Raw genomic sequence first — 14,699 nt, 5'->3', positions numbered from 1 at the left:
GACTTAGGACTTAGGACTTAGGACTTAGGACTTAGGACTTAGGACTTAGGACTTAGGACTTAGGACTTAGGACTTAGGACTTAGGACTTAGGACTCTACGGTTCAGGACTCCCGCTCAGATCCACACCCCGGAGACCGCCTCAATGATTTACGCAATCGCAGCGATGATCGGGCTCTCGGTGGTCCTCCTGGTGATGGTGGCCGCCGAGGTCGCGGCCGGCCATTCGCGCCGCATGGCGGTGCGCCAGCTCGCGCAGCTCGACCGCGGCGCCTCGGCCGCCGCCGTCATGGCCGGCGACGGGCAGGCGGGACCCGGTCCGGTGCAGCGCTTCGGCGACTGGCTCCACCGCGTGGGCGAGTGGAGCCGCGGCGGGAACACCGACGTGGTGACCGTCCAGAAGGTGCTGGTGGAGGCGGGCTTCCGCGGTCCCGGCGCCGCCACCGTCTTCCGGGGCGTGCGCGTGGCGCTCCCCATCGCCGCGGGGGGAGCGGCGGTCCTCTTCCTCCCCTTCTTCGGCCTGGGCACGGGAGGCTCGCTCTTCGCGGCCGTGTGGATGGCCGCGGCCGGGTGGATCGCCCCGGGCTTCTTCGTGGGCCGCCGCGCCAAGTCCCGCCAGCGCGAGATCCAGCGCGCCCTGCCCGACGCGCTCGATCTGCTGGTGGTGTGCGTGGAGGCGGGGCTGGGGCTGAACCAGGCGCTGATGCGGGTGTCGCAGGAGATCCGCCACGTGAGCGCGCTGATCGGCGACGAGCTGGGACTGGTGAACCTGGAGATCCGCGCCGGCGTGCCGCGCCCTGACGCCCTGCGCAACCTGGGCTCGCGCACCGGCGTCGCCGAGCTGCGCTCGCTGGCTGCCATGCTGATCCAGACCGACCGCTTCGGCACTTCCATCGCCCAGGCCATGCGGGTGCACGCGGACACGCTGCGCACCAAGCGCCGCCAGCGTGCCGAGGAGGCCGCCGCCAAGACCACGGTGAAGCTGGTCTTCCCGCTCGTCCTCTTCATCTTCCCGGCGATGTTCGTGGTGCTCCTGGGCCCCGCGATCATCCAGATCAGCCGGGTACTGGGGAGCCAGGGGTGATGGCATGAGGCGGGTGAGCATCGCCAACGACACGCGGGGGAGCGTGCTGGGCGCGAGCGTGGCGGTGGCGGACCGGTGGTGGCTGCGGCTGCGCGGCCTGCTGGGGCGCCCGCCGCTCGCGCCGGGCGACGGGCTCCTGCTGGACCCCTGCCGCGCGGTGCACATGCTGGGGATGAGCTATCCGCTGGACGTCGCGTTCGTGGACGACCGCCGCACCGTGGTGGCGACGTATCACGGGCTCGCTCCCCGCGCCCGCACCGGGTGGCACGCCGCCCGGTACGCGCTGGAGCTCCCCGCGGGCACGCTCCGCGACACCGGCACCAGCGCGGGCGACACGCTCCGCTGGACCTGAACTCTCTGCTGTGAACGGACTCTGATGAACGATTGCGGGGCACGAGCCGGGATTCTTGACGTGGGAGCGAGCCTGTTCGGCGCGCTCCCCGTCCGGCGTTGGGGTGCCCTCTGCGCGCTCGTGCTGGCCGCATCCACCGGCGCCCTTCCCGCCGCCGCGCAGACCGTCTGCCCCGCGGCGGGCTTCACCAACTCGCGGGCGGAGCCGCCGCTGCTGGACGCCTTCACCGTGCTCTTCCGGCAGAACGGCGTCTCCTTCCACGCGCGCGTCGAGACGGACCAGGCCGCGCCGGGCGGGCGGCTCGTCATCCGCAACGGCAACAGCTACGACGTGGAGCTGAGCTACGACGTGGTGGTGACGGGAAGCGCGGCGCCGGTGTCGGCGGAGGGGAGGTGCGCCCGCATCCGCGCCGGGGAGTACGCGGTGGATGCGGACGCGAACACCGTAATCCGCTACGACGGCGGCACGCCCGCGGCCGTGCGGGTGCGCAACCTCCGCATGTCTCGCGCGGCCTCCGCGGGCGAGGCGATCAAGGCCGCCGCCGCTCCGGCTCCCGCCACTCCTACGACCACTGCCGGGGCGCCGGCATCGTACGCCGAGCTGAACCAGTACCGCTGCGGCGATGGCGGGGCTCCGGGGCAGCGGGCATGCAGCACCGCGTTCATGGCCGCCGCCGCCCGCGCCGCCGCCGAGTCGGGGCGCTTCACAGGCACCACGCGCGAGTGCCTCCTGGAATACGCGGCTGTGCAAGAATCCGCCGCCGGCCTGATCCGCGCCTCGGACGCGCGCGGCGACAGCCTGCGCCTGACGACTCCCGCCTGCTACAACCGTGGGGAGGCGCGCTGGGGCTACGAGGCGCTCGCCGCCTCCTGCCCGCACGGCGCGTGGACCGCCGCGAACGGCGGGCGCGTCGACTGCGCGGCCGCGGCGCACCTCGCCACGACCGACTCCCTGCGCCGTGACTCCGCCGCGCTTCCGCCGAACGCGGCCGAGGTGGCCGCGAATGGGTTCGCAGCGGGGCTCCTCCTGCTTCAGCAGGGCCTCGCCCCGGAAGCGGAGGGTGAGTTCCGCCAGGCGCTCACCTTCACCCCGGCGGACCCGTCGCTGCATGCCGCCCTGGGCACCGCCCTCGCGCAGCAGCAGCGCTGGCCGGAGGCCGAAGCCGCCTACCGCGCCGCGGTCTGGCTGGACCCGTCCAACACCGAGTTCGCGGGCATGCTTCGCGGGCTCCGCGCGCGCGGAGCCCCCACCGCGCAGACCGCCGTCCACGCCCGCACTGGACCCGCTCGCGCGCTGTCGGTCACGGCGAAGCCGAGCGTCACGCGCCGGATCAACATCCCCGCGCTCGTGGCTGCCAGCTTCAAAATCATCTTCGCCACAGCCTTAACCGCCGCCGGGTTGCTCCTCTTCTTCCCGGTGCTATCGGCGCTGTACCTCGCGCTGCTGTGGGGCGGCGGGCGGATTCTGCGGCTGGGGACGTGACGGTGGGCGGGGCTGGCGAGCCCGGCGGTTGAAACCGCTGCAACAACTGCGGGAAACCTGCCTTCGCAGGTTCGGGGGCGGGGTTGGCGCGGGGCGTCGGGGCCGTCGCCGCATCACACCGGGGGCTAAAGCCCCCGGCTGGAACGACGGGAAGGCGGCTAAAGCCGGCTCGAGAAGCACGGCATCAGACCTGGAGTCCGCGAAGGCGGGCTTTTCGTTTCCAGGGGGCGCTCCGTGCCGCGTCGGCATTGAGGAGGCGCCGAGATCCAGGCGAGCCTCCCCCCTCTCTCGATAACAGAGGCGCCAGCCTCTCCTGTTATCGGGAGAGGGGGGTCGGGGGGGTGAGGGCCCCTACTCCCACTCGATCGTCGCCGGCGGCTTCGAGGAGATGTCGTAGCAGACGCGATTGATCCCCGTAACCTCGTTGATGATGCGGGTGGAGATGCGGGCAAGGACGTCGTGCGGGAACGGGTACCAGTCGGCCGTCATCCCGTCGCGGCTGGTGACAGCGCGGAGGGCGCATACGTTCTCGTACGTGCGCTCGTCACCCATCACGCCCACGCTGCGCACCGGCAGCAGCACCGCGAAGGCCTGCCAGATTTCGTCGTACAGCCCCGCCGCGCGGATCTCCTCCAGGTAGATGGTGTCCGCCTGGCGCAGGATGGCCAGCTCGCGCTCGTCCACCGGGCCGAGCACGCGGATGGCGAGGCCGGGGCCGGGGAACGGGTGGCGCCCCACCATCTCCTCGGGGAGCCCCAGCTCGCGCCCCACCTGCCGCACCTCGTCCTTGAACAGCTCGCGCAACGGCTCGATCAGGGCGAACTTCATGTCTGCCTTGAGGCCGCCGACGTTGTGGTGCGTCTTGATGGTGGCGGAGGGGCCCTTCACCGACGCGGACTCGATTACGTCCGGGTAGAGGGTCCCCTGCACCAGGAACTGGGCGTCGCCGCCGAGGCGCGCGGAGGCGTCCTCAAAGGTGTCGATGAAGGTGTGGCCGATGATGACGCGCTTCCGCTCGGGGTCCTCGACGCCGCGCAGGCGCTCCAGAAATAAGGCGGAGGCGTCCACCACCTCCAGGCGAATCCCCAGGTGCGCGCGAAAGGTGCGCTCAACCGACTCGCGCTCGCTCGCGCGCAGCAGCCCCGTGTCAACAAAGATGCAGGTGAGCTGGTCGCCGATGGCGCGGTGCACCAGCGACGCCGCGACCGACGAGTCCACGCCGCCGCTCAGGCCGCAGATGACCTGCGCGTCACCCACCCGCGCGCGGATCTTCTCCACCTCGTTCTCGATGTACGACCCCGCCGTCCACGTGGGCTGGCAGTGGCAGATGCGGAAGAGGAAGTTGCCGATGATGTCCGCGCCGCGCACGGTGTGCGCCACCTCCACGTGGAACTGCACGCCGTAGATCTCGCGGTCCGGCGCGCGGAAGGCGGCCCACGGCAGGTCCGGCGTGCTGGCCAGGACGCGGTACCCCGGCGGCGGCTCCACCACGTGGTCGCCGTGGCTCATCCACACCATCGTCTGCTCGCCGGCGGTGAAGCCGGCAAAGATCCCCTCCGGCTCGCGGATCTGCACGTGCGCGCGGCCGTACTCGCGGCGCCCAGGCTCCACGACGCCGTTCTCCAGGAAGGTGATCAGCTGCATCCCGTAGCACACCCCCAGCACCGGCACGCCCATGTGCAGCAGCTGCGGGTCAGCGGTGGGGACGTCTTCGCCATAGACGGAGGAGGGGCCGCCGGAGAGAATGATCCCGCGCGGCGCCCACTCGCGGATCCACTCCAGCGAGCGGGTGGGCGGATGGATCTCGCAGTAGACGCGCTCTTCGCGGATGCGCCGCGCGATGAGCTGCGTGAACTGCGAGCCGTAGTCGATGATCAGGATGCGGTTGGGATCCACGGGTCGTCCGCCATGGTTTGATCGAGGTCCCGGAGAGTGTCCGGGGGCGCGGCAAAATACGCCCGGGGCACGGGCGCGGCAAAGGGGCTCACGACCCCCTTTCGGAATGGCCCCGGCGGCACCATTTTCGCATGGCGAGAATACGGGTGTTTGCGTGCTCCGCCTTTTGGCCGAAGCATCCGATCCGCCCGCCCCCCCATCCCAGCCCGCGCCTTGCAAGTGCAGTCCCCGATGAGCCGCATCGTCCCCGTCCGCGCGGCGAGCATCGCCGCACTGGTGCTCGCCTCCGCGTGCGCCGACCTGTCCCCCCGTCCGTCCAGTGCCGTCGCGGCGCTCGCGGCTGGATTCGTGAGCTCCGAGGCCGAGGCGCGCCCGGCCCCCAAGCCGCGCCCGGAGCCGCCCGCGCCGCGAAAGTCGGTGCCGCGCATGGTGCGGGGGATCTACGTCAGCTCGTACGCGGCGGGGAACCCCGTGACGCGCAACAAGCTGCTGGCGCTCACGGACAGCACCGAGCTGAACGCCTGGGTGGTGGACGTAAAGGACGAGGACGGGGTGCGCTTCCACAGCACCGTCCCGCTGGCGCGCGAGGCGTCGCACTGGGGCAGCATCCCGGTGCGCGACCTGCGCGGCCTGGTGGATACGATGAAGGCGCACGGCATCTTCCCGATCGCGCGCGTGGTGGTCTTCAAGGACCCGCGGCTCTCCCGCGCCCGGCCGGACTGGTCGATCAAGACCCCCGGCACCGAGCTCTGGCGCGACCACCAGAAGATCACCTGGGTGAGCCCTTGGGACCGCCGCGTGTGGGACTACAACATCGCGGTGGCCGAAGAGGCCGCGCGCGCCGGCTTTCGCGAGATCCAGTTCGACTACGTGCGCTTTCCGGAGGCGTACCGGTCGCTCCCCACGCAGGTGCACCCGCACGCCGCCGGCGAGCGCGGTGACGCCATCGCCGCATTCCTCAGCGAGGCCACGCGCCGCCTGCGCCCGCTGGGCGTCACGGTGACGGCGGACGTCTTCGGCCTGTCGATGAACGAGTCGCGAGACGTGGGGATCGGGCAGCAGTGGGAGCAGCTCTCGTCGCGGATCGACGGTCTCCTGCCCATGGTCTACCCGTCGCACTACTTCCCCACGCACCTGGAGGGGGTGTCGCGCCCCAACCGGATGCCGTACGAGACGGTCTTCCGTTCGGTGGGGATGGGCGTCATCCGCAACCAGCGGCTGGCCGCCGCGGGGCAGGAGCCGGCGCGGATCGTCCCCTGGCTTCAGGCGTTCACCGCCACGTGGAACGACCGGTCGTTCAAGTACGGCCCCCAGCAGGCCGCCGCGCAGATCCGCGCCGTGCACGACCTGGGGCTGGAGGACTGGATCTTCTGGCACCCGACGTCGAAGTACGACGCCATGGCCGGGGCCTTCGCCCGCGAGGCCGTGCCGCAAGCGCGCCGCTTCACCCCGCCGGCCTCGCTGGTGCGCACGGTGGACCGCTTCGACCGCGAGGGTGCCGCCGCCATGCGCCAGCGCGTGCCCGCTTCGCCGAGCTCCGCACTCGGCCAGTAGCCGCGCCGCACGCGCTCACCGCCGCCCCTTCTCCTTTTTGTTACAGGGGGAAGGGGCGGTCGCTTTTTGGGTTGTCGTGGCGCGATACTTGGGCTGTGAAGTTTTGATGCAGAAAGCAAGAACCACGTGGATAGTGCAACGAAAGTTTCCGAAAAACCCCCGAAAAACCTAGCTTTTTAGCCAAACATTCGTGGCACGGCTCTTCCTTTAGCCACGGTCCGAAGCACCTTTCGGAACCGCGAATGGAAGCCCCACATGTATCCGCCCACCCCCTCCCGGCGCGTCCTCGTCCGCCTCGTAGCCCTCGCCGCGTGCGTCCTCCCGGCGACGGCGCTCCGTGCGCAGGAGCCGGTCCCCGTGGCGTCGCTGCTGCGCGACGCGGACGGCAACCGCGCCGGACGCACCGTCACCATCTCCGGCACCATCACTGCGGCGCCGGGTGCGGTCGAGCGGGGTGAGCGGACGGCCGTCCTGCAGGACAGCACGGGCGGGGTGCTCCTGGCCGCGCGCGACTCCGTCCTCCTCCCCGGCGATCTGGCCGTGGGCGAGCGGGTGGAGGTGCGCGGGCGCCTGCGCATGCGCCACGGCGGCGCGCGCCTGGCGGTGACGAAGCTGAGCCGGCTGGGCAACGGCGTCGTCCCCGAACCCATCCCGGTGCTCGCGCGCGAGCTGGCGGCGGGGAGCTATCAGGGGCAGCTCGTGCGCATCGTGGGCGAGCTGGTGATCCCCGCGGACATCATGAAGTCGCACGGGGGGCTGGTGGTGAAGGATCACTCCGGCACCGTGCCGGTGCGCACCCCCGCTCGCTTCTTCGAGGACCGCGCCTTCGTGCGTGGCCTCGTCGCGTCGCACGCGGTGGAGCTGGTGGGGGTCGCGGGGCGTTCGGAGGCGGGCTTCGAGCTGGCCGCGCGCCAGCCGGAGGACTTCGTGCTGGTGACGGCGCCGTCGTACGGGCGGATCGCGGCGGGGACGCTGGTGCTGGCGCTGCTGTGCCTTTCCCTGTACTTCTGGCTGCAACGCCGCCGCGCCGAGAAGTGGGCCGGCGAGATGGCGCTCCTCTCGGAGAACCTGCGCGACTCCCGCGAAGCGCTGCGCAAGAGCGAGGAGCGATACGCTCTGGCGGCCGACGGCGCCAACGACGGCCTGTGGGACTGGGACCTGCTGCGCGACACCATCCACTACTCCCCGCGCTGGAAGCAGATGCTGGGGTACGCGCCCGACGAGATTGGCACCGACTGGCGGGAGTGGCTGGACCGCGTGCACCCCGACGACGTCGAGGACCTGCGCACGGAGATCGCCGGGCACATGGAGGGGCGCAGCTCGCACCTGGAGAGCGAGCACCGCGTGCGCCATCGCAACGGCGAGTACCGCTGGATGCTGACGCGCGGCCTGGCCGTGCGCAGCGAGTCGGACACGGTGTACCGCATCGCCGGCTCGCAGACCGACATCCACGCGCGCAAGATGGCGGAGAAGCAGATCCTGCACGCGGCCGGGCACGACACGCTCACGGGGCTCCCCAACCGCCCGTTCGTGCTGGACCTGATCCGGCGCTCCATCGCCCGCGCCAAGCGGCACCCCGAGTACCACTTCGCCGTGCTCTTTCTGGACTTCGACCGCTTCAAGCTGATCAACGACAGCCTGGGCCACGTGGTGGGCGACGAGTTCCTGGTCGCCATCGCGCGGCGCCTGCAGGCGTGCGTGCGCCCCGAGGACACGAGCGCGCGGCTGGGCGGCGACGAGTTCGTGGTGCTGCTGGACGGCATCGGCGGCCTGAACGACGCCACGCTCGTGGCGGACCGCATCCAGGAGGCGGTGGGGAAGGCCTTCGCGCTCGCGGGCCACGAGGTGTTCACCAGCGCCAGCATCGGCATCGTGCTGAGCGACAACGGCTACGACGAGCCGGAAGAGCTCCTGCGCGACGCGGATCTCGCCATGTACCGGGCCAAGGCGCGCGGCAAGGCGCGCTACGAGATCTTCGACGTGGACATGCACGCGGCGGCCATGGTCCGCATCCGCCTGGAGCACGACCTGCGCAAGGCGCTGGAGCGCGCCGAGTTCCGCACCTACTACCAGCCGATCCTGGCGGCTCTGGACGGACGCGTGGTGGGCTTCGAGGCGCTGGTCCGCTGGCAGCATCCCACGCTGGGTCTGCTGGAGCCGACCCACTTCGTCCCCTGCGCCGAGGATACGGGGCTGATCGTGGGGCTGGGCGAGTGGGTGCTGCGCGACGCCTGCCGGCAGACGCGCGAATGGCAGGACCGCTTCCCCACCCTGCCGCCGCTCACCATCAACGTGAACGTCTCCGGCAAGCAGCTGCTCGTCCCGGGCCTGGCGCGCACGGTGGACGAGATCCTCAATGAGGCGGACCTCGACGCCTCCTCGCTGAAGCTGGAGCTGACCGAAAACGTCCTGGTGGAGCACACGGAGATGCTGGACGCGGTCCTCCTCCAGCTCCAGTCGCGCGGCGTGGAGCTGCAGATGGACGACTTCGGCACGGGCTACTCGTCGCTGAGCTACCTGCACCGCTTCCCCATCAGCACGATGAAGATCCACCGCAGCTTCATCGACCGGATGACGCGCGACGAGGAGGGGAAGGAGATCGTGCGCACCATCATCAACCTGGCGCACAACCTCCGCATGCAGGTGATCGCCGAGGGCGTGGAGACGGACGAGCAGTTCGCCGAGCTCCGCTCGCTCCGCTGCGACTACGTGCAGGGCTACCTCTTCGCCGACCCCATGCCCGCCGTCATCGCCGAAGCGATGCTCAGCGCCGAGCTCGTGGGCTGCTGAGCGGGGCTGCCGACGCAAGCGAATGTCCGCCCTCCGCTGCGATGCGGAGGGCGGGCTCTTTGTGGCTAGGACGTTCCGCGCCGGGGGCTGAAGCCCCCGGCTGGAACCACGGGAAGCCCACTGAAGTGGGCTCGAGTAGCACGATATTCGACCCGGAGTCCGCGCAGGCGGACTTTGTGCTTTTGTTGCAGCGAGTTCACTCGCCCGGGCTAGCCCTGTAGATCCAATTCCGCCGCCACCATCTCCTCGTAGTTCTCGCGGCGGCGCACGAGGGTCGCGTCGGAGCCGTCGACCATCACCTCGGCGGGGCGGGGGCGCTGGTTGTACTGGCTGCTCATGGAGAAGCCGTACGCGCCCACGGTGTGGATCGCCAGGAGCTCGCCGGGCTTGGGGAGCTCCATGTCGCGGTCCAGTGCCAGGAAGTCGCCCGTCTCGCAGATGGGACCCACCACGTCCACACGCGCCGTCGAGCGGCCCTGCGACACCGCCGGCTCCACCGCGTGCCATCCGCTGTAGTGGCTGGGGCGCAGCAGGTCGTTCATCCCCGCGTCGGTGATGACGAAGCGCTTGCCACCGCCCTCCTTCACGTAGATGACGCGGGTCAGCAGCACACCCGCCTCGCCCACGATGAAGCGCCCCGGCTCCACCACCAGCTTCAGCCCCGTCTCCGCGATCTCGGGGAGGAGCGACTCGGCGAAGCCGGCGCCGGTGATCCGCTCCTCGCCCTGGTACGCGATCCCCAGCCCGCCGCCCAGGTCCAGGAACTCGAGCGGGATGTCGTCCTGCTTGAGGGCGTGCACCAGGTCCAGCACGCGGGTCAGCGCGCGCTCGAAGGGGCCCACCTCCATGATCTGCGAGCCGATGTGCACGTCCACCCCGCGCACCCGGATGCCGGGCATCTTGGCGGCGATGGAGTACAGGTCGCGCGCCCGCTCGTACGCGATGCCGAACTTGGTGGCCGCGTGCCCCGTGCGCGTGTACGCGTGGGGCGTGGGCGTGTCGATGTCCGGGTTCACGCGCAGCGCGATCGGCGCGCGCGTCCCCATGGCGCACGCCAGGTCGCTGAGGGCGCACAGCTCGCCCTCGCTCTCCACGTTGAAGGCGTAGATCCCCGCCTTGAGCGCCGCGGCGAGCTCGTTGACCGTCTTCCCCACCCCGCTGTAGACGATGCGCTCGCCGGGGATGCCGGCCAGGAGCGCACGGTGCAGCTCGCCGCCCGAGACGACGTCCGCGCCCGCGCCCATCTCCGCCAGCGTGCGGAGCACCGCCAGGTTGCCGTTCGCCTTGACCGAGTACGCGATCAGGTGCGGCACGGGGGCGAGCGCCTCGTCCAGCTCCTGGAAGCGGTCGCGGATGCCGTTCTGGCTGTACACGTACAGCGGTGTCCCCCAGCGCGCCACCAGCTCGCTCGCGGGTACGTCCTCGCAGTGCAGCACCCCGTCGCGGCGGGGAAACATTTCGACGCGCGTGGCGGGTTCAGCGGTAGCCATGTCGGTGCGGTCCGGGGATGCGGTGGCGGCGGAGCGAGGAAGATAATGCGGCGGGCGGCGGTGGGAAAAGGCTGGGCCCTCACCCCCGCTCGTTCCTCGCTGCCCCCTCTCCCGATAACAGGAGAGGCTGCGCCTCCGTTATCGAGAGAGGGGGCGGAATCGGCGCGCTCGGCCTTGCCCCCGCGCCGCGCGCGCGCCGCACCGATGCACCAAACGCCCCTCCCCCAGGGTAGTTATTGGGGGAGGGGCCGCGAGGTGACGAGCGGGGGTGGGGGCTAGTACGCCCGCGCCCACACCGCTTCGTGCTTCACCTCGCCGCCGCAGGCGAGGCACGCGGTGGGCGGGGTGGGCGAGCGGAACTCCTCGAACGGCAGGCAACGGATGGTTGCCTTGGTCTCGTCCTTGACTCGCGCCTCGCAATCCGCCGAACCGCACCAGCCTGCGTACACGAAGCCGCCCTCGCCCTCCACGATCCCGCGGAACTGCTCGTAGTCGGTCACGCCGCGGTGCGAGTTGGCCTCGCGGCGGGCGCGGGCGCGCTCGAAGAGAAAGGTGTGGTACTCCTCCAGCCGCTGCTGCATCGAGCCCGTCACCTCCGCCTCGGGGAGGAACTGCTTGCGCTCGTCGCCCTCGCCCAGCACGCGGCGGGCGAGCACCACCTGCCCCTTGGCGATGTCCTTGGGCCCCACTTCGATGCGGAAGGGGACGCCCTTGAGCTCCCACTCAAAGAACTTGGCGCCGGGCGTCATCTTCTCGCGGGCGTCGATGTGCGTGCGCGCGGGGGCGAGCGCCGCGGCCAGCTCGCGCGCTTTCGCCATCACCACCTCGCGCTCCTCGTCCTTGCGGTAGATGGGGACGATGACCACCTGAATGGGCGCCACCCGCGGCGGCATCACCAGGCCGGCGTCGTCGCCGTGCGTCATCACCAGGCCGCCCACCATGCGCGTGCTCACCCCCCAGGACGTGTTCCAGGCGAACTCCTCGCCTCCCGTCTCCGTGGCGAACTTGAGATCGAACTGCTTGGAGAAGTTCTGCGCCAGGTTGTGCGAGGTGCCGTTCTGCAGCGCCTTGTTGTCGCGCATCATCGCCTCGCACGTGTACGTGCGCAGCGCCCCCGCGAACCGCTCCGACTCGCTCTTCTGGCCCACGACCACGGGCATGGCGAGGTACTCCTCCATGAACTCGCGGTACACGCCGAGCATCTGGAGCGCCTCGGCCTCCGCTTCGTCGTGCGTGGCGTGCGCGGTGTGCCCCTCCTGCCACAGGAACTCGGTGGTGCGCAGGAAGAGGCGAGTCCTCATCTCCCACCGCACCACGTTCGCCCACTGGTTGTAGAGGAGCGGCAGGTCGCGGTAGCTCTGCACCCACTTGGAGAACATCTCGTAGATGATGGTCTCCGAAGTGGGGCGCACGATCAGCGGCTCCTCCAGCTTGCTGTCTGGGTCTGGGATCAGCCCGCCGCCCTCCACGGCCTTGAGGCGCGTGTGGGTGACGATGGCCGCCTCCTTGGCGAACCCTTCCACGTGCTCCGCCTCGCGTGCCAGAAAGCTCTGCGGGATGAAGAGCGGGAAGTACGCGTTCTGGTGCCCCGTCTCCTTGAAGCGATGGTCGAGCCGGTCCCGCATCAGCTCCCACAGCCGGTAGCCATAGGGGCGGATCACCATGCACCCGCGCACCGGCGAATAGTCCGCCAGCTCGGCCTTGAGCACCACCTCGTTGTACCAGGCGCTGAAATCCTCCGCCTGCGTCGTCAGCTTCTTGTCGTCTGCCATGTCGGTTTCGTCAAAAAAGGACCCCGCCCGCGGTCCGTGATTGTTCAGGTAAACGAGATCCCAAAGAACTGCGGTCTCACACAGAGGCACAGAGGAAACGGAAAGGAGAATAGAAATCTTTACTCCGTTCTTGCTGTCTTCTCTGTGTCTCTGTGTGAGGCCCTTCTACGGTCGGGCGAGTTCGGCCAGGGGGACGCGGCGCTCCTCGCCGCTGCCGGTGTCGCGCACCAGGGCTTCGCCGGCGGCGACCTCGTCCGGGCCGAGCCAGGCGACGCGACGGGCGTTGAGGGCGGAGGCGTTCTTGAACTGCCGGTTGCGCCCCGCCTCCACGAACGAATACTCCACCGAGTGCCCCGAGTCGCGAAGCTGGTGCGCCAGGACGAGCACGGCGCCGCGCTGCTCCGGCCCGGCCGCGGCCAGGTAGAAGTCCAGCACCGGCTTGGGATCGGGAAGGAGCTTGCGGTCGCGGAGGAGCTCCGTCAGCACCACGTCGCCCATGCCGAAGCCGAGGGCGGGAAGGTCCACCCCCGCGATGCGCTTCAGGAGGTCGTCGTAGCGCCCGCCGCCGCAGATGGCGCGCAGCTCGCCGCGCGTGTCGAACAGCTCGAAGACGAGTCCCGTGTAGTATGCCAGCCCACGCACCACCGTCAGGTCGAAGCGCACGAAGTCGCCCAGCCCCATGTCGCGCAGAAAGCCGAAGTAGCGCTCCATCCGCTCCAGCTCCAGCGCGATTCCCGGGCGGCCGCCGTACTCCTGCGTCACACCCGCGAAGTCCGTGTGCTGGAAGATGGCGAGCACCGCCACCGCCACGTCACCCGACACGCCGGCCTCGCCCGTGAGGCGCGCGGCGATGGCCTCGGGGGTGTCGCGCTCCAGCTTGTCGACGATGTTGTACGCCAGGGTGAGCTGGTCCTCCGGCACGCCCGCGTCCAGCAACAGGGCGCGCAACAGGCGCCGGTCCGAGACGCGCGCGACGAAGTCCTGCGCCGTCAAACCCAGCGTGCGCAGGATGTCGATGGCCGCGGCCAGGAGCTCGGCGTCGGCGGCGACGTCCTCTTCGCCGATGATGTCGAAGTTGAGCTGGAAGTGCTCGCGGAGCCGCCCGCGCTGCTGCCGTTCGTAGCGGAAGAGCTGCGGCACCGAGAACCACTTCATCGGCTTGCGGAAGCCACCCGCGCGCGCGCCCGCCATCCGCGCGAGCGTCGGCGTCATCTCGGGGCGCAGCGTGATCTCGCGGCCGCCCTTGTCGGTGAAGTTGTAGAGCTGCTGCACGATTTCGGGCCCGCTCTTCTCCGTGTACAGCTCGAGCGGCTCCAGCGGAGGGCCGTCGTACTCCTGGAAGCCGTAGCGGCGCGCCACGTCGCGCCACGCGCGCATCACGTGGGTGCGGACGGCGAGGTCGTCGGGGAAGAAGTCCCGGAAACCGGGGAGTGCGTTGAAGTTCGACATGGGGCGGAATCTACCGCGTGGCGTGCGCCCGCAGCAACCGGTGGCGGGTCTTTACGCGGCGCGCTTGGCGGTCACCGCGGCACTGCGCAGCGCGGTCACGAGCTGCCCGACTGCCCGGATCACGCGCTCGTCTCCCTCGCGCAGCAGCGCGGCGAGGATGTGCTTGCAAATCTGCTCGCGCCACAGGTGGTCGCCACAGTCGCAGCGGGGGTGGTTGGGCGTGCGCAGGTCCACCCAGTGCGGCTCGCTGCCGCCGCGCACCGCGTAGCGCCCCGGCCCAACGCCCATCACCTCCAGCCCGACCCCGCGCTCCAGGCGCGACAGGTCCACCCCGCCGGCGCGCGGGATGTCGATCAGCGAACGCGTCATCGTCCCTCCTGGGCTCAGGCGTGCAACCTTGCCTACATCACCTGATACCCCGCGGCGGGCTGTGAGTTTCGGTAAAATGCCGGTTTTCGCCAAGATCTCCACAGTACGCAGGAGGCCGGCGCAGACTGCCGCCGGCCTCCCGTGGACCCCCTCCAACGCCCTTCAGCTCAGTCCGCGCCGGAGGGGCGGGGGTGGCTGTGGCCCTGGTTCTTGGACTCGCCTGACGTGTCCGCGTCGCGGTTCGTCCCCGAGGTCGAGGGGGTGTTCGGCTTGTCGTCGTGGGTTCCCTTGGGCGTGTTGCCCGTGGTGACGCCGCCGCCCTGCTGGTGCCCTTCCTTCAATCCCGACATCGTTCCTCCTGATCGCGAAGTTCCTGCCTGGCGAATGAGATGCGCCGGGAACGCAAGAGGTGTTCCCACAACGGGATACCGGCGCGTCACGGCAATCCCGGCGGACGCCTGGC

At 70.3% G+C, this 14,699-nt stretch carries 11 protein-coding genes; 5 read left to right on the top strand and 6 right to left on the bottom strand.

Annotated features, from left to right (window positions below):
• Positions 1-143 precede the first annotated feature (143 nt).
• The 3 genes from VF584_25295 to VF584_25285 are packed head-to-tail and all read left to right on the top strand — an operon-like array spanning position 144 to position 2,916.
• On the top strand, positions 144-1,082 hold the full coding sequence (locus tag VF584_25295) for a type II secretion system F family protein (GenBank protein HEX8213515.1): 939 nt from the start codon (positions 144-146) through the stop codon (positions 1,080-1,082).
• Between the two features lie 4 nt (positions 1,083-1,086).
• Positions 1,087-1,434 carry a DUF192 domain-containing protein gene (locus VF584_25290; GenBank protein ID HEX8213514.1) on the top strand — a complete coding sequence of 116 codons (348 nt, stop codon included), beginning with the start codon at positions 1,087-1,089 and terminating at the stop codon, positions 1,432-1,434.
• Between the two features lie 60 nt (positions 1,435-1,494).
• Entirely contained in the window at positions 1,495-2,916 is a 1,422-nt protein-coding gene (locus VF584_25285; protein HEX8213513.1) for a hypothetical protein, read from the top strand.
• Between the two features lie 351 nt (positions 2,917-3,267).
• On the opposite strand, the gene guaA is transcribed toward VF584_25285, so the two are convergent.
• Positions 3,268-4,812 (bottom strand): glutamine-hydrolyzing GMP synthase, encoded by a 1,545-nt coding sequence (guaA, locus tag VF584_25280; GenBank protein ID HEX8213512.1) that lies wholly within the window; start codon positions 4,810-4,812, stop codon positions 3,268-3,270.
• A gap of 231 nt (positions 4,813-5,043) precedes the next feature.
• On the opposite strand from guaA, the gene VF584_25275 reads away from it, so the two are divergent.
• Together VF584_25275 and VF584_25270 are read left to right on the top strand one after the other, a co-directional pair.
• The gene (locus VF584_25275; GenBank protein ID HEX8213511.1) at positions 5,044-6,366 is read left to right on the top strand and encodes a putative glycoside hydrolase; all 1,323 of its coding nucleotides are present in this window, start codon (positions 5,044-5,046) and stop codon (positions 6,364-6,366) included.
• Between the two features lie 255 nt (positions 6,367-6,621).
• Entirely contained in the window at positions 6,622-9,156 is a 2,535-nt protein-coding gene (locus VF584_25270; GenBank protein ID HEX8213510.1) for an EAL domain-containing protein, read from the top strand.
• 209 nt (positions 9,157-9,365) lie between these two features.
• Here the strand turns inward: VF584_25270 and lysA are convergent, their stop codons facing one another.
• From lysA to VF584_25245, 5 genes are all read right to left on the bottom strand, one after another.
• Positions 9,366-10,646, bottom strand: coding sequence for a diaminopimelate decarboxylase (gene lysA, locus VF584_25265; protein ID HEX8213509.1), 1,281 nt, complete (start codon positions 10,644-10,646; stop codon positions 9,366-9,368).
• A 275-nt stretch (positions 10,647-10,921) separates the two neighbouring features.
• Positions 10,922-12,418: a proline--tRNA ligase gene (proS, locus tag VF584_25260; protein HEX8213508.1), complete on the bottom strand. Its 1,497-nt coding sequence runs from the start codon at positions 12,416-12,418 to the stop codon at positions 10,922-10,924.
• A gap of 165 nt (positions 12,419-12,583) precedes the next feature.
• Positions 12,584-13,867, bottom strand: a complete 1,284-nt coding sequence (hisS, locus tag VF584_25255; GenBank protein ID HEX8213507.1) for a histidine--tRNA ligase — start codon at positions 13,865-13,867, stop codon at positions 12,584-12,586.
• 51 nt (positions 13,868-13,918) lie between these two features.
• Positions 13,919-14,236, bottom strand: a complete 318-nt coding sequence (locus VF584_25250) for an SWIM zinc finger family protein (GenBank protein ID HEX8213506.1) — start codon at positions 14,234-14,236, stop codon at positions 13,919-13,921.
• 167 nt (positions 14,237-14,403) lie between these two features.
• Positions 14,404-14,586, bottom strand: coding sequence for a hypothetical protein (locus tag VF584_25245; GenBank protein HEX8213505.1), 183 nt, complete (start codon positions 14,584-14,586; stop codon positions 14,404-14,406).
• Positions 14,587-14,699: the final 113 nt, after the last annotated feature.

Source organism: Longimicrobium sp. (assembly GCA_036389135.1).
Lineage (GTDB): Bacteria > Gemmatimonadota > Gemmatimonadetes > Longimicrobiales > Longimicrobiaceae > Longimicrobium.
Note: the sequence above shows the minus strand (reverse complement) of the source record. Positions and strands in the feature narration are given on the sequence as shown.

What these genes read in the sequence shown, in the direction of transcription:
- VF584_25295 (HEX8213515.1), top strand. Translation starts at nt 144, where the DNA reads ATGATTTACGCAATCGCAGCGATGATCGGGCTCTCGGTGGTCCTCCTG.
- VF584_25290 (HEX8213514.1), top strand. Translation starts at nt 1,087, where the DNA reads ATGAGGCGGGTGAGCATCGCCAACGACACGCGGGGGAGCGTGCTGGGC.
- VF584_25275 (HEX8213511.1), top strand. Translation starts at nt 5,044, where the DNA reads ATGAGCCGCATCGTCCCCGTCCGCGCGGCGAGCATCGCCGCACTGGTG.
- VF584_25270 (HEX8213510.1), top strand. Translation starts at nt 6,622, where the DNA reads ATGTATCCGCCCACCCCCTCCCGGCGCGTCCTCGTCCGCCTCGTAGCC.
- lysA (HEX8213509.1), bottom strand. Translation starts at nt 10,646, where the DNA reads ATGGCTACCGCTGAACCCGCCACGCGCGTCGAAATGTTTCCCCGCCGC.
- proS (HEX8213508.1), bottom strand. Translation starts at nt 12,418, where the DNA reads ATGGCAGACGACAAGAAGCTGACGACGCAGGCGGAGGATTTCAGCGCC.
- hisS (HEX8213507.1), bottom strand. Translation starts at nt 13,867, where the DNA reads ATGTCGAACTTCAACGCACTCCCCGGTTTCCGGGACTTCTTCCCCGAC.
- VF584_25250 (HEX8213506.1), bottom strand. Translation starts at nt 14,236, where the DNA reads ATGACGCGTTCGCTGATCGACATCCCGCGCGCCGGCGGGGTGGACCTG.
- VF584_25245 (HEX8213505.1), bottom strand. Translation starts at nt 14,586, where the DNA reads ATGTCGGGATTGAAGGAAGGGCACCAGCAGGGCGGCGGCGTCACCACG.